Below are 14,148 nucleotides of genomic sequence, written 5' to 3'. Positions count from 1 at the left end.
AGGCTGCCCAAGTGCGGAAAGCACGCTTGCCGTTGCTGGGTGCTCTTTCTACGATGAAGCAAAACGCATCCGGCTTTTTGCCCCACGAAGCCGGAGCCAGCCCACCAGGGCTTTGCCGGGGTGGGACAACAAATAGAAAGTGGAGACAGTCATTCACATGGAAGCCATATCAGGGGAAGGAGCGAAGGAAAGTCATCCCGCCTGGACGATTGAGCGGGTGGCTGAAGCGAATCTTCCCACGGAGTTCGGTCTGTTTCGCATTATCGGTTACCGCAGTCTGACGAGTGATGAGGAGTTTGTGGTGTTGCTCAAGGGGGTGCCATCCCCACACGTACCAACGCTGGTCCGCATTCACTCCCAATGCCTGACGGGCGATGTCTTTCATTCCATCAAGTGTGACTGCGGCCCACAGTTGCAGCGCGCCATGGAAAAAATTGCAGCGGCAGGTCTCGGTGTCATTGTCTATCAGCACCAGGAAGGGCGTGGCATCGGGATTTTGAACAAGATTCGGGCCTATGCCCTGCAGGATCAGGGCGCGGATACCATTGAGGCCAACGTCCGGTTGGGCTTTGACGTGGATGCCCGCGATTACACCCAGTGCGTCGAGATTTTGCAGGAGCTTGGGCTGAAGAAAATCCGTCTGATGTCAAACAACCCGCTCAAACTGGCAGCGCTTCAGAATGCCGGGCTGGAGGTCGTCGAGCGCGTGCCCATTGAACTGACGCCACGGGCGCCTTCGGTCAACTACCTCCGCACGAAAAAGGAAAAAATGGGACACTTGCTGAGCGTCGTCTGACGATGCCGGCTGGTGTGGACGGGAATGGGCCGACCCCCGGCGGCCCTGTACCGTTTCACCTTTTCCATGTTCCCGCCCAACAACTGCCCCTCGCCCCTTGGGCTTCGTCCCAAAGGCGAGGTCTTCTTTTGTTCAGGTGTTCCCGACTTGCCACCGGGGGCGGAAGTCTTTGTCCACGAGCCGCGCCCGGACGCCCTCGGCGTAATCCGGGTGCCGGATGGCCTGCCGGGCCAGGTCGGCTTCCCGGTGGAAGGCTTCCTCAAGCGAAGTCGGCGGCGCCGTGCAGAGCAGATGCCAAGTGAGCGCCAGGCTATGGGGTGAAGCCGCCCGCAGTGCCTGGGCCGCTTTCTGTGAACGTTCATCGGAGGCGGCTTCGAGCGAGGCCCGGACGGCATCGAGTGAAGGTTGACTGAAGTGCGTGGCCACCCAGTCGTCATGGACGACCGTCGTCCGGTCCGGCTGGCCGGGCGCATCCAGCCAGGATAAGTCAGGATTGGCAGGCAGGCGTTCCACCAGTTCAGCCGTTGGCAGCCCGTCCAGGTAGTGGGTTGCCAGACCAACCGCCTGCGCCGTTGCACCGTCAATGCTCTCGCCGGTCAGGGCAAGATACCGCCCCCACGCGCCGGGGAGTTGGTTGAGAAACCAGCTCGCTCCGACATCCGGGAAAAAGCCGATGTGGACTTCCGGCATGGCCAGGCGGGTGGTTGGCGTGGCGATCCGGTAGCGCGCCCCGATGGCTAGCCCCAGCCCGCCGCCCATCGTGACGCCTTCCATCAGCGCCACGATGGGTTTTGGAAACCGGTGCAACCGCAGGTCAAGGGCGTATTCAACAGCAAAGAACTCATCTCCGCGTTCCGGCTGACCCTCCAGAACGCACTGCCGCAGCCATTTCACATCAGCGCCGGCGCAGAAACCGCGCGCGCCGGCCCCACGGAGTACCAGGATGTGGAGGTGTTCGTCAGCAGCAACTTCATCAAGGAACGCATCGAGCCGCCGCAGCATGTCCGTCGTCAGGACGTTGATGACCTGTGGCCGGTTGAGCGTCACAACGGCCAGCCCGGCGTGCTTTTCCAGTTGTACGGATTCTTCAGCAAGCATCAGACATCGTGAACAGACAGGGAAGATGGCGTGGCCACGCCCTGGGGTGAACCACAACCGGCAACCGAGCATGACGGATGGGCGGAAGGTTCGTCCAGCCGCAGCTTCCGGTTCCGGTGTTTTGGAGTGAGTGTGTGCCAACGCACAAAGCGCGTGAAAACCCGCCGGGAGTTGCGCTAGGCTCGGCGTGCGGTGGGCTGTGGCTCGCCACATTCATTTTCCCGGTCTGAGGAAGGTCATCATGGGACGCAAAAAGATCACTGTTGTCGGGGCTGGCAACGTTGGCGCGACGGTTGCCGAACTGCTTGTACTCAAGGAGTTGGGGGATGTTGTTCTGGTGGACATCGTCGAGGGGCTGCCCCAGGGGAAAGGGTTGGATTTGAACGAAATGGCGCCGGTTGAAGGCTACGATGCACTTGTGACCGGAACCAATGGCTACGATGAAACCAAGGATTCCGATGTGGTCGTCATCACTTCCGGCGCGCCACGCAAGCCCGGTATGAGCCGCGACGACCTGGTGGAGATCAACCAGAAGATTGTGGCCAGTGTGACGGAACAGGTCGCGCCCCGTTCACCCAACGCCATTCTGGTCGTCGTCGCCAACCCGCTGGACGCCATGTGCACGGTGGCGCATCGGGTGTCAGGGTTTCCACGGGAGCGCGTCGTGGGCATGGCTGGCGTGCTGGATTCAGCCCGGATGCGCTACTTTCTCGCCGACGCGCTTCAGGTTTCGGTGGAAAACATTACGGCCTTTGTGCTGGGCGGCCACGGCGACACCATGGTGCCGCTGCCGCGTTACTCGACCTGCGCCGGGATTCCCATTCCTGAACTGCTCCCGGAAGACACCATTGCGGCGATAGTCGAGCGGACACGCCATGGCGGGGCGGAAATCGTCAAGCTGCTGGGAACGTCAGCCTGGTATGCGCCCGCTTCGGCAACGGTCGAAATGGTCGAGGCTATCATCAAGGACAAGAAAAAAATCCTGCCCTGCGCGGCGCTGCTTCAGGGCGAGTATGGCATCGAGGGCCTCTTTATCGGTGTTCCGGTCAAGCTCGGCAGTGGTGGCGTCGAGCAGATCATTGAGATCAAGCTGACGGAAGACGAAGCGGCGGCGCTCAAAAAGTCAGCCGCGGCCGTGCAGGAACTCGTCAATCTGCTGAAGTAAGGCCAGCCGCGGCAAAAAGCAACGTCCACCGGTTTTGAACTGTCCCCGCGATGGTGAAGCGGTCAGTCGTCCGAAGTGAACAACGCGGCGGTCCGACTGGCCGCCATCACTTGGCACACGAGTCCAAACACGTCATCCACCGTGGCCGGACGCGATGGTTGGGCATAGAGCAACCGGCTGTGCCGGTGGCGGGGAGCCAGCCAGCCGGAATCTGACGTGCCATCCATGATGACCACGCCGGGCGTTTGAACGGCGGCGGCCAGGTGAACCGGCAGCCGATTGCTCCCCACAATCACTGAGGCTTGCGCCAAAGCGACAGCGAGTAACGCCAGGCTGGGACGGCACAGAAAGAGGGGCGCAAGCCGGTGCTGTTTCCAGGCGGCGCGTTGCCGCTCGGTCAGCCCGGTTTCCTCTTCGGTCTCGATGACCAGCAGTTGCGCGTCATACTCGGCGGCGAGACGGACGGCCAGAGGCAGGAACTGTTCGCTGGGCCAGACCTGGGGAGCAAAGCCGACGGTCGGGTGCAGGGCAATGGTGAGCCGGTCGTCGCGCCAGCCGAGCCGGGCGAGTTTTTGCTGTTCGGTGGCGCGCACGGCTGGCGGGAGCCGCAGATGCGGAACTGGTGCCGTTTTGGGAACGCCAAGCCGGGCAACAAGCTCCGCCGCCGCATCGGTGAAGTGGCGACGGGGGCGCGCGTTACCGGCCTGAAGCACGAGCCGCCGCCGGGCGCGCAACAGCATGGCGCTGGCGTTTTCCAGAAACGTCCCGGTGAGGCTCACTACTGCGTCAAAAGTCTGCTCGCGCAGGGCTGCGATGGCGCGCAGTCCCTTGAAGACCGACGGTTGAGCGATAGTGGAAAGCGCTGGACCCAGCGCCAGGGTCGTGTCGGCACAATCCGCCAGATGCGCCAGTTCACAGGCCCGGTCCGGCGCCGCCAGCCAAATCTGCGTCCCGTCGAAGTGTCGCCGGGCGGCCTGCATTGCCGGTAGTGCCAGGAGAAACTCAACATTCGTGCCGGTGTGCGTAAAAAGCAGGTGCTGCACGGGAGTGACGGTGGGGAACGTGGTCAGGTGTAACTTGTCCGCGCGCGCCAGGTGACGCGCGGGCGGCGCACGATGACGCGAATCGTGTGTGGCTGCCCGTCGTAGCCCTGCGGCGGATAAAAGCCCAGCGTATATTGGGCGCGGAGTTCCTCGACGACTTCCTGAAAGCGGGTTTCCAGGTGCGCGCCGCCGGGAGACCTGATGTAGCGCCCTCCGGTGGCCGCCGCCAGTTCCGCCAGCCATTCCGCGTGTCGCGCCTGTTCGGGAGTCCGCCCCGGAAAGTTGGCATTCTGGAGGTCAACGGCATACACCAGCACGTCCGCCTGAGCCGCCGTGCGCACGACGGCCGGTGCGCGGGTTTCGCTGGCGGTGTCGGCTCCGTCGGAAATGAGCAGAATGGCCCGCCGCTGCTCGGGACGGGCATCGAGTGCCTCAATGACGGCGCGCAGCCCGTCGTAAAGGCGGGTTTTCCCACGCGCGCGCAGGCGCCACACCCGTGGGGTGATGGTCTGCGACGAAGAAAATTCCTGGAGCCGTTCGATGTCGCTGCCAAAGGCATAAATGGCCACGGCGTCGTCCGTACGAACCAGTGACTGGAAATGCGCGGCTGCCGCGCAGGCTCTCCGCAGCTTCGTGCGCATGCTGTCGCTGGTGTCAAGCATCACGGCGGCACAGAAGGGAGCGTCATCGGCGCTGAAATGCTCGATGCGCTGCGGAGCGCCATCCCGGAGAAGGCTGAAATCCTCCACACGCAGTCCGCGCACATACTTCCCCTGGTCGTCCATGACGGTGACGTTGACGAGAACCAGCTCCGTTGTCAGGCGCAGGGTGTCTTCTTCTTCAGGGGATGTGGGCCGTTGCGCCAGAAGCGGGCGGCTGCCCAGGGCACAACCGAGTCTAACCCCGCAGGCAGCCAGCCAGGTTTGCAGCCAGCGGCGACGTTCCGGGAAGCGGAGACCACGGTCGTTTGACACCTGCACACCTCACTGCATTGGACTTTGGACGGGCTGGAACGTACGGGGACGAACGGGCCGGCTTCAGAGATCGGTTGCGCGCAGCACGCGCGACAGACGCAGGAGGCGCGTCGTTCGCGCGAGGATGCCGACGGAGACCGTATGGCGTGAAACCTGTTCGGATTGCTGCCGAACTTCCGTGCCCAGTTGCGCCAGCAGCGCGATCTGTTCGCTGAAATCACCTGGCAGGGGCGTGGCGTCTTCGCCCTCCCCCCGGGCGCCCTGAAGGTCGCGCACGCGCTTGGCCAGTTTCTCGACCTGCTTGAGGTCTTCGATGTCCTGCTTGGACAGTTGCGGGCGCGTCCCTTTGGGCACGGCATCGAAGCGTTTGGCCAGGCGGCGGGTCAGCGTTTCGAGGGCGCGGCCGGCTTCCCGCAGATCGCGCAGGGAACGTTCCTCGCGGTCAATCTGCTGCCGCGTTTTCATGTCCTCCAAATGTTCGCTGGGCGTTTGTGCCTTTGGAGCAAGTGGTGTCGTCACCGCCATGCGCCCCCACGTCTGTCCGGTTGTTTCCAGAAGGGTTGGGAACAGAAGCCCAATCCCCACCCAGTATGTCGGCATTCCTTTGAACAACACGCTGCGCCTCTCCGTTTCTGCCCGCTGAAATACTACGGGGTTTTGGCACCGGCGCAAGTTGCCCGGCATCCGGTTGCCAGCGGCGGATATTTCACGACTGCTCTCCCAGTCGGGTGACATCGGGTGGAAAAAAGATTGACAAACCTGAGAATCCTTACCTATACAGAGTCACACACAAGATGTTGTGGAGATATACGGCTTGAGCACAATCAAAGTCGCTCCACAGCCGGTTGTGGTTGGCTTTCTTCAGCATCCCAACATCAGGAGATTCTCCATGGCAACCAAACGCAAAGCCGCAGCCAGCAGCCCGGCACCCGAAGCGCCGGCCAAAAAGAGCACGACCAGGAAAAAAGAAGCCACGGTTGAAGCTGCCGTAGCACCGACGGCCAAAAAGGCCACGGCCAAAAAAGCCACTCCGCCCAAGGAGACGGCCAAGGCCGCCGAGGTGGAAAAAGCGCCAGCCAAAGCCACGCCGAAAAAGACGAAAACCCCGGCCAAGACTTCAGAGGCCGCATCGGCTCCGAAGCCGGAAGCGACAAAGAAGACGAAAGCCAAGGCGGCGCCGGTGGCGGAAGCCAAACCGGCTTCGACCGTGACGGCTGACGCTCCAGCGCCGAAGAAGGCGGCCACCGGGAAGACGAAGGCTCCGGCGAAGGCGGAGGCGCCCAAGACGGCAGCGCCCAAGCCAGCGGCGGCGGCGCCAAAGAAATCCAAAAAGAAGGAAGCCGAAGCCAAGGCTGAAACGCCCAAAAAGGCAACCAAAAAGGCCAAGTAATCGGCCATTTTGACTGGAAGTGGTCCTTCCAGGAAGTTGCCGGCTGGAAGTGTGGCCGAACGAATCGGTATGATGCCGGGGCTGGATTTCCCTGCCTGGCCCGGCGCGGCACGACTGTCCCTGTCTCTGTTGCATGGTACAAGTCGAAGCCTTGCGCCCGTGCCTGCCGTTTGAGTTGCCATGAAGCTATGCCCCGTCTGTCACACCTGCTATGAGGACCGCGCCCGGTTTTGCGTCCGCGACGGCGCGCAGTTGCTCACCGGATTGCCCGGCCCGACACTGCTGCCCGGCGACCGCTTCCGGTTTTTGCGTTTGCTGGCCACCGGACGGATGGGGGATGCCTATCTGGCTACGGATGCCGTTGCCAACCACCACGTTCTCATCAAGGCCCTGCCAGCCCACCTGTTTTCCAATGCGGAGAGTTGTCAGCAGTTCACGGCGAATCTCACCCGACTGACGACGTTGCAGGTGCCCAACCTGGTGGCTTATCAGGCGGTCATCGAGATGGGGCAGGGGCATGTGGCGCTGGTGACGGAGTATGTCGTCGGTCATGATCTACGCGAGGAACTGGCTGATCACCGCCCACTGTCGCCCCGTCGCGCGGCAACGGTTATTGCCGGGGTTGCGCAGGGGATGGCTGCGGCCCATGCGGTCGGCATTCCGCATCTCGACCTCAAGCCGGAGAACATCCTGCTGTTTGCCGATGCCGAAACCCAGGCGCTGCGGGTGAAGGTGGCCGATGTGGGGTTGGCCTGCCTGAAAGAAGGGCTGGCCGGCTCGGTGACGGATGACACGGGTTCGGAAATTGCGCGTCTGCCCTACTACACCTCACCGGAGGCATGCCACGGCGAGGCACTGGACTGGCGAACGGACATCTACAGCCTAGGTGTCATCCTGTACGAGATGCTGGCTGGTCGTCCGCCATTTTACGCCAAGTCACCGGGCCAGGTTTTGGCGATGCAGACGGACACGCCGCCCAAGCCTCTTTCACTCATCAATCCGTCGCTTCCCGAAGCGCTCGTCCAGCTCACGATGCGCATGCTGGCCAAGCAACCGGCGGAGCGTCCCCAGACGATGCAGGAAGTCGGGGATGTCTGCCAGCGCTGGTTGCAAAGTCAGGAGGGAAACGAAAGTTTCATACCGCCTTCCCCACGGGGCGGCACTGTGGCCGAAGCACCAGCATCGGCGGCCTCGGTTTCATCAAGTGCTGCGCCGGGCATTTCGCCGCCGCTGACGGCTTCCTATGACCTGCCGTTGCGGCTGACGATCATTGATGCTGACGACGAAGGCAATCGCTCCCGCACCATTCCAGGACGGGTACAGGAAGCCTCACCGCAGGGAATGCGGATTTTGACCGGCACGGTTGAGACCGGCCAGCTCAACATCATTCGCGATCACACGGTAGCCTTCAAAAACCGGCTGGCCATCGAGGTTGACCTGCCGGATGGGACCGTGCGGATGCACGGTTTTGCCGTGCGCTACCAGCGTGCCCCGGACGGCCGCAACTGGGTGGTGTACATCTACATCAAGGAAATGCCCCGCGACGACCGCCGTCGTTACGAAGCCTTTTTGCGCGAACGCAGCGCGTGACAGCCACAGGACAGGACCGCCGCGGGCGTCACCGGCAGCCGTCCTGCCCGTTTCTGGTATGGTTTCTGGCGTGGTCCCTAGCGCGGACCGACAATCTGCCACCGCTGGTCAGGCACCGCCGGCAGCGGCACACTCTGCACCAGCGACAGATTCCGCAGCAGCCAGATGACGTTCTGGCCCGTACGCTCGTTGCGCCACACCACGTCCGGCTGCCCGTCGCGGTTGTAGTCGCCCACCGCCGCCAGCCGCCACTCCGGCCCCAGCGCCGGCAGCGGACGACTCCCCACCGCCGTCGCCCCGATGAACGTCACCACCCGCGCCGTCCCGGCCCCCTGCCGGTGCAGCAGCACCCCCAACTGCCCGTTGCCCTCAAAATCCCCGCTCCCCACAATCCGTTCGTCCGCCGTCAGACCGGGGATGACCAGCGGAATGACGGCACTCCGCGTCCGCCCATTCATCAGCCACACCTCCACGGCATCCGTCGCCAGATTGCGCCGTACGATGTCCGGCTGCCCGTCCCGGTTGAAGTCCCCCGTGCAACTGATGAACCAGTTGCGGTCGGTCTGTTCGGGCGTGACGGGAAGCGCCGCCACCGGACGCAGCCCGGCAAAGCTCCACACCGCGTCAAAGCCGGTGATGTCCTGATTGCGCCACAGCAGGTCGGTCGCCCCGTCGCCGGTGAAATCCGCCACTCCGCCCACAACCCAGCAGTCCTCTACAAACGGCAACGCCTCGCTGCGCACAAAGCTCGTCCCCTGCATCACCCAGATGGCGCTTTCGCCCGTCGTCTGGTTGCGCCAGACCACGGTCGAGTTCCCGGTCTGAAAATCGCCCGGCGGGATGACGGGCGGCGTCTTCCAGCGCCCGGCCAGCGGCACATCCCCCGCCTGCCCAAAACCTACCGCCACATCGGCAAAGCCCGCCGTGTTGGTGTTGCGCAGGAAAAACGTCCCCGCCCGGAAAATGCCCACCGTCGTCACCCCGTCGCCGTCCCAGTCGCCGGCCACCGGCAGGTCGTTCGCCAGACCGTAGAAGAAACTCAGGTCGGCGTTGCCGGAGCTGTTGTCGTTGCGCAGGAAGAAAAAGCCCGTGGACGGACGAAACGCGCCAATGGTCGTCCGCCCGTCGCCGTCCCAGTCGCCGACCACGGGCAGGTCGGTCGGCAGTCCGTAGTTGATGATGATGTCGGGCGCACCAGAGGTGTTGGTGTTGCGCAGCAGGAAGACGCCGCGCCGGAAGACCCCAACACTGTCAAAGCCCTTGCCCGTCCAGTCGCCTGCCACGGGTATATCGCCCGCCTGCCCAAAGGCCACGGTGGTGACGGGCGCACCGACGGCGTTCTCGTTGCGCAGAAGAAACTGCCCGGCGCGGAACAACGCGACGGTGGTTTTGCCGTCGCCGTCCCAGTCGCCGACCACGGGCTGGTCGCCGGGCTGACCCAAGGGAACGGCAATGTCGGGCGGACCGGCGGTGTTGGACTGGCGCAGGAGAAAGCCCTGGGTGGGACGCCAGACGCCGATGGTCTGGGGTGGCACACGTGGGACGACGGTGAAGCTGGTGGCGCTGGTGGCGCTGCCGGCCGGGGTGATGACGCGGATGGGGGCGGTCACGGCGCCGACAGGGACGGTGGCGGTGAGTTGGGTGGGGCTGGTGACGGTGAAGGGCGCCGGCAGGTCGCCAAAGGTGACGCTGCTGACGTTGAGGAAGTTCGTGCCGGTGATGGTGACGGACGTGCCGACGGGACCGGACGCGGGTGAAAAGCTGGTGAGGGTGGGCGCCTCAAGGACGACGAAGGGTTCGCGGCTGGTGGCAATGACGCCGGCGGCCGCGATGGAGATGGGGCCAGTGGCCGCGCCGGGCGGGACGGTGGCGGTGATCTGCGTGGGACTGTTGACGGTGAAGGTTGCCGCAACGCCGCCAAAGCGGACCTCGGACACCTGAACGAAACCGCTACCGGAGATGGTCACGATTGTACCCACGGGCCCGGAGGTGGGTGCAAAGCCGGTGAGAGTAGGCGTTTCAAGGACGACGAACGGCGTGCTGCTGGTGGTGGTGCCGCCGGGACCGGTGATGCTGATAGGGCCGGTGGTGGCGCCCGCCGGCACGGTCGCCGTGATCTGTGTCGGGCTGGCGACCGTGAACGTGGCATTGACGCCGTTGAAGCGCACGTTCGTGACGTTGGCAAAGTTGGCGCCAAAGATGTTGACCACCGTGCCAACGGGGCCGGACGGAGGCGTGAAGTTGCTGATGATGGGTGGCGTCGGCCCCGTGGTGACGATGAAGTTGGGCGTTGCCGTGGCCGTGCCGCCGGTGGTCGTGACGGTAATCGGGCCGGTGGTGGTGCCCGCCGGCACGGTCGCCGTGATCTGTGTCGGGCTGGCGACCGTGAACGTGGCATTGACGCCGTTGAAGCGCACGTTCGTGACGTTGGCAAAGTTGGCGCCAAAGATGTTGACCACCGTGCCAACGGGGCCGGACGGAGGCGTGAAGTTGCTGATGATGGGTGGCGTCGGCCCCGTGGTGACGATGAAGTTGGGCGTTGCCGTGGCGGTGCCACCCGTGGTCGTGACGGTAATCGGGCCCGTAGTGGCTCCGGCCGGCACGGTGGCCGTGATTTGTGTCGTGTTGGAGACAGAAAATGTAGCCGCGACGCCGTTGAAGCGCACAGTCAGGACATCGGCAAAGTTTGTGCCGAAGATACTGACCACCGTGCCGACGGGGCCCGCCGGAGGTGTGAAGTTGCTGATGATGGGTGGTGTTGGCGCGGAAGCTGTCGTGACGACAAAGGGGACACTGCTTACGGCAAATTCCTCATCATCCCGTTGCACCTTGATCGGCCCGGTGGTGGCACCACTGGGAACCGTAGCCAGAATTTGCGTGTCACTCACCACTTCAAACGCAGCCGGAACGTCATTGAAGCATACCTGCAGGTCAACAACGGGCTCGGGGTTATCCACGGCATTGCCGACGTTTACCGTACTCACGCCTTCATCCGGCTGGAAACCCGTGCCACTGATGGAAACCACCGTTCCTACCGGGCCGCTGGTGGGTGTAAAGCCGGTAATGGTGATCTCCGTTGATGGGGCGAAGGTATGGGCAGGGGAGGACGAGAGGGCTGGAGTCCATGTCCCAGACGCAACACGGGCGGCGTATCCCTGCCCAGGCCAGATGACGCACGTCAAAAAAGTGATGCCACACAGCAGCAGAACCAGTCCCGGTTTGAAGAAACGCCTGCACATAAGCTGAATGTCCATTCTCTGATGAGGGGGTCGCCGCCTGTGGCACTGTCGTTGCTGCGACTGGGAATGTAACCCCGCCTGGTGACAGGCACCCCAACCCAATCAATAAAGGCTTACCAAAAGCCTGTACAGCGTAGCTGAGCCGGGATGGTCTGACTATCCCGGAGATTGCTGGACAGATTTCTGCCGGGCTGTGAATCGGCTCTGGAGGACCACCCGCTTCGGATTTTTGGGATGCCGGGGGTACCCGCCGGTTGGCAAGTGAACAAAGTGGCGGTTCAGGAAGGAAGGGTCAGGCTGGGTGGTGGCGTGGGCGCCGACACCACGGTTTTGTCCGGCGTGCCCTGCCACATACGCCGTACGAAATCCTTGGCATAGGAGACCTTTTTGCGCTGCATCACCCGGCTCAGGTAGGCATCAAACCGCTCGGCAAAGACTTCCGCCGCATAGCGCAGGGCCGTGGCGGCCGGCACAATGCGGGCAATAAGTTTGAACCCAACCCGCTTGGCAATCGGAACGGCGTCCCGAATGCTGTCGAAGTGATTGTCGAAGCGGATGGCCACGCCTTCGATGAGGGTGGCCATCCGAAACAGATACACCATCTGCCGGGGCATGCGCAGGTGATGCAGGATGCGGGTTTTCTCGAAAAGCTGCTCGACGGCCATCTGGACCTGGCGCTGGTTGGTACGCGCCAGATGCCGCAGGTTCATGATGGTCTCGGTCACGTAGGTCAGTTGCTCGGCCGGGGTGTCCGGGGCCACCATCTCCAGTTCATAGAGCTTGGACACCACTTCATCATACTGGTTGGCATTGGCCGCCAAGATCAGTCCTAAAAACCGGTCGCGTGTCACCGGATCGAGTTCGTCCACCATGCCGTAGTCGAGCAGGATGATGTCGCCCCGGCGGTTGATGAGAATGTTCCCCGGATGGGGATCGGCATGGAAAAAGCCGTGGACGAGAAGCTGTGAGAAAACGATTTCGAGCAGGGCTTCGACCAAATCGCCCAAATCGAGGCCGTAACTGCGGATGGTCTCCACCGCGTCAATGCGCACCCCTTCACAGAATTCCATCACGAGCAGGTCTTCATAGGTCAGTTCGTGCGCAATTTCCGGGATGACCAGCCGGGGATGCCGGGGCTGTTGGGCGCGCAGACGCTCAGCATTTTGCGCTTCGAGGCGGAAGTCCAGTTCGCCGACGACAATCCGCTTATACTCCGTAAACAGAACCTCGAAACCACGGTACAGGTAGTGCTCGCCCAAAAACGGGCGCAGCCACTCCAGCAGCCTGCTCAGGATGGCGTTGTCGAGGGTGATGGTTTCCACCACGTGGGGCCGCCGGATTTTGACGACGACATCAACGCCCTTGTACCGCGCCCGGTGAACTTGCCCGACTGATGCCGAGGCAATGGCGTTGGGGTTGAAGTCGGTGAAGATGTCCTCCGGGCTTTTGCCCGTGCGGCGACGGATGACGGCGCTGACGTAGTCCATGCCGGCCGCCGGGGTCTGGTCAAGCAGCCGGGCGAATTCCCGCGCGTAAGTTTTGGGAATCAGGTCCTCCCGTACCGCCAGAATTTGCGACAGCTTGATGTAGGACGTTCCCAGCCGGGCAAAGGTATCCACCAGCTTTCTGGCGCGACGGGCATGCTGCTCCTCTGTCAGTGTGCGCGGAGCGCCCCACTTGATCCACCGTCGCCGGTCGCGCAGAAAGCTGACCAGAAACGGCAGAAGAGCGATGGAGACGACGGCAAAGCGTCGCAGATGGCGCAGGTTGTCACCAAGTGATAACGCGCGCGAAAGAACCGGAGCATCGAGCGTCTGCGCGGACATGACTACCGTGAACGGGCGAAACCGTGTCCGTACACGACTGTTTCGCTGTGGTGAACGTGACGTCGGGTGGGTACGTTAGCAGACATAACCAGCCCGTGCATCACTTTCGCGCGGCATGTCCATCGGGGGCTGCAATGTGGAGACACGACACGCGCTTAACACAGGACAATAGTCACCAACCAGGCTTCTGTCGGTTGGTCTGCGTACCGTGCGCCAATACGCAGACGGAAAGCCAGGGACTGTTTACTTGGGATGGTCACGTGGGTAGAAATTACGAACGGGCAACACCCGCCCGGGTGGACCCGGCAGGCAACGCCTTATGATGAATGAAGTGCGGAATGTCCGCACGTGATGTACGGTGTGCGGGAATACCAGCCAAGGGAAGAAAACAGGAAAGGAAGACTGATGATGCAGGATTGGATCAGCCTGATGGTTGTCGCCGGGGCAGCCGGTTTCTTGCTCCACCGTGCGTGGCAGGCCGTACGGGCGTGGCAGTCGCCAGCGCCAGGCTGCACCTCCGCCTGTGGCTGCCGGCAGGCAGTCCTGCGGTCAGGGAAGGGCATCGCGGCCACACCTGCGAAGACCACCGGTGACATCCAGTAGGGGGGAGAGTAGCCATGCCGAAGCTGACACCAGACCGCGATGAGGGCGTGCTCGTCAAAGAGCATACGACAACCAAGGAACCGCCGATGTTTCGCGTCCTGCTCCACAACGACGACTACACGACGATGCCCTTTGTCGTGTACGTCCTCCAGCACATTTTCCATCACTCGGAAAGCGAAGCCACGCGCATCATGCTCAACGTGCACCGGCGGGGCATCGGCGTGGCCGGCATCTATCCGTACGAGATTGCCGAAACCAAGATGATGCAGACCATTCAGCTTGCCCGTGCCAATGAGTTTCCGCTGCTGTGTACCATCGAGCCGGCCGAATAGCGGCAGGCACAGCTTGTAAAGCCTGCCGGGTGCTTTCCGCCGCATCACCGGTGCAGGTAAAAAAGACCGGAATTTTTCTGGAACTTTTCCAA

11 protein-coding genes are annotated in these 14,148 nt (G+C 62.8%); 5 read left to right on the top strand and 6 right to left on the bottom strand.

Annotated features, from left to right (window positions below):
* The first annotated feature begins 157 nt into the window (after positions 1-157).
* Positions 158-796, top strand: a complete 639-nt coding sequence (gene ribA, locus J8C05_RS13730; protein ID WP_211423324.1) for a GTP cyclohydrolase II — start codon at positions 158-160, stop codon at positions 794-796.
* A 132-nt stretch (positions 797-928) separates the two neighbouring features.
* On the opposite strand, the gene J8C05_RS13725 is transcribed toward ribA, so the two are convergent.
* Complete coding sequence (locus J8C05_RS13725; protein WP_211423323.1) at positions 929-1,894, bottom strand: enoyl-CoA hydratase/isomerase family protein; 966 nt, start codon at positions 1,892-1,894, stop codon at positions 929-931.
* Positions 1,895-2,135: 241 nt separating this feature from the next.
* Here J8C05_RS13725 and mdh point away from each other — a divergent pair, with 241 nt between their 5' ends.
* Positions 2,136-3,059: a malate dehydrogenase gene (gene mdh / locus J8C05_RS13720; RefSeq protein ID WP_211423322.1), complete on the top strand. Its 924-nt coding sequence runs from the start codon at positions 2,136-2,138 to the stop codon at positions 3,057-3,059.
* Between the two features lie 62 nt (positions 3,060-3,121).
* Here mdh and J8C05_RS13715 read toward each other — a convergent pair whose 3' ends face one another.
* From J8C05_RS13715 to J8C05_RS13705, 3 genes are all read right to left on the bottom strand, one after another.
* Positions 3,122-4,102 (bottom strand): glycosyltransferase family 9 protein, encoded by a 981-nt coding sequence (locus tag J8C05_RS13715; protein WP_211423321.1) that lies wholly within the window; start codon positions 4,100-4,102, stop codon positions 3,122-3,124.
* Between the two features lie 23 nt (positions 4,103-4,125).
* Positions 4,126-5,076 carry a VWA domain-containing protein gene (locus J8C05_RS13710; RefSeq protein ID WP_211423320.1) on the bottom strand — a complete coding sequence of 317 codons (951 nt, stop codon included), beginning with the start codon at positions 5,074-5,076 and terminating at the stop codon, positions 4,126-4,128.
* 63 nt (positions 5,077-5,139) lie between these two features.
* On the bottom strand, positions 5,140-5,676 hold the full coding sequence (locus tag J8C05_RS13705; protein ID WP_211423319.1) for a hypothetical protein: 537 nt from the start codon (positions 5,674-5,676) through the stop codon (positions 5,140-5,142).
* 289 nt (positions 5,677-5,965) lie between these two features.
* Here J8C05_RS13705 and J8C05_RS13700 point away from each other — a divergent pair, with 289 nt between their 5' ends.
* On the top strand, positions 5,966-6,466 hold the full coding sequence (locus J8C05_RS13700) for a histone (protein ID WP_211423318.1): 501 nt from the start codon (positions 5,966-5,968) through the stop codon (positions 6,464-6,466).
* A 180-nt stretch (positions 6,467-6,646) separates the two neighbouring features.
* Positions 6,647-8,056 carry a serine/threonine-protein kinase gene (locus tag J8C05_RS13695; protein WP_211423317.1) on the top strand — a complete coding sequence of 470 codons (1,410 nt, stop codon included), beginning with the start codon at positions 6,647-6,649 and terminating at the stop codon, positions 8,054-8,056.
* Between the two features lie 77 nt (positions 8,057-8,133).
* On the opposite strand, the gene J8C05_RS13690 is transcribed toward J8C05_RS13695, so the two are convergent.
* Entirely contained in the window at positions 8,134-11,295 is a 3,162-nt protein-coding gene (locus J8C05_RS13690) for an IPT/TIG domain-containing protein (protein WP_343316666.1), read from the bottom strand.
* A 278-nt stretch (positions 11,296-11,573) separates the two neighbouring features.
* Positions 11,574-13,121, bottom strand: a complete 1,548-nt coding sequence (locus J8C05_RS13685) for an ABC1 kinase family protein (protein WP_211423315.1) — start codon at positions 13,119-13,121, stop codon at positions 11,574-11,576.
* A gap of 617 nt (positions 13,122-13,738) precedes the next feature.
* Here J8C05_RS13685 and clpS point away from each other — a divergent pair.
* Positions 13,739-14,056 carry an ATP-dependent Clp protease adapter ClpS gene (gene clpS, locus J8C05_RS13680; RefSeq protein ID WP_014101365.1) on the top strand — a complete coding sequence of 106 codons (318 nt, stop codon included), beginning with the start codon at positions 13,739-13,741 and terminating at the stop codon, positions 14,054-14,056.
* The last annotated feature ends 92 nt before the right edge of the window (positions 14,057-14,148 follow it).

Source organism: Chloracidobacterium sp. N (assembly GCF_018304765.1).
GTDB lineage: Bacteria > Acidobacteriota > Blastocatellia > Chloracidobacteriales > Chloracidobacteriaceae > Chloracidobacterium > Chloracidobacterium aggregatum.
This window is presented reverse-complemented; position numbering and strand designations above follow the sequence as displayed.